Below are 561 nucleotides of genomic sequence, written 5' to 3'. Positions count from 1 at the left end.
GCGACGAGCGCGAGGTAGATGGAGCCCGCGGAGGTGATGCGGGTGATGACGTAGTCGAGGTACTCGGCGGTCGGCCGGCCGGCACGGATGCCGGGGATGAAGCCGCCGTACTTCTTCATGTTGTCCGCGACCTCGTCCGGGTTGAACGTGATCGACGTGTAGAAGAAGCAGAAGAAGATGATCATCAGCACGTACAGCGCGATGTGCAGCGGCGCGGCCGGGTCGCCCAGGTTCGTGCTGACCCAGATGACCCAGTCGGCGCTCTGGTCGCCGAACTGCGCGATGAGACCCGGGACCGCGAGCAGCGAGGCCGCGAAGATCACCGGGATGACGTTGGCCATGTTGATCTTGATCGGGATGTACGTGCTCGAGCCGCCGTACATGCGACGCCCAACCATCCGCTTGGCGTACTGGACCGGCACGCGGCGCTGCGACTGCTCGACGAACACGACCAGGCCGATGACGACCACGATGACCGCGATCATGATGATGAAGTTCGTGGCGCCGTTCGCACCACCGGCGATCGACCACAGGGCGGTCGGGAAGCTCGCGGCGATCGAC

The 561-nt window shown here is 64.9% G+C and carries 1 protein-coding gene; it reads right to left on the bottom strand.

The annotated features are described in order from the left end of the window. A partial coding sequence (locus tag G3I78_RS47250) for a SecY family transport protein (protein WP_275424929.1) occupies positions 1-561 on the bottom strand: 561 nt, incomplete at both ends.

Origin of the sequence: Streptomyces sp. SID13726, from assembly GCF_010548375.1 — a bacterium.
In the GTDB taxonomy this organism is placed as follows: Bacteria; Actinomycetota; Actinomycetes; order Streptomycetales; family Streptomycetaceae; genus Streptomyces.
This window is presented reverse-complemented; position numbering and strand designations above follow the sequence as displayed.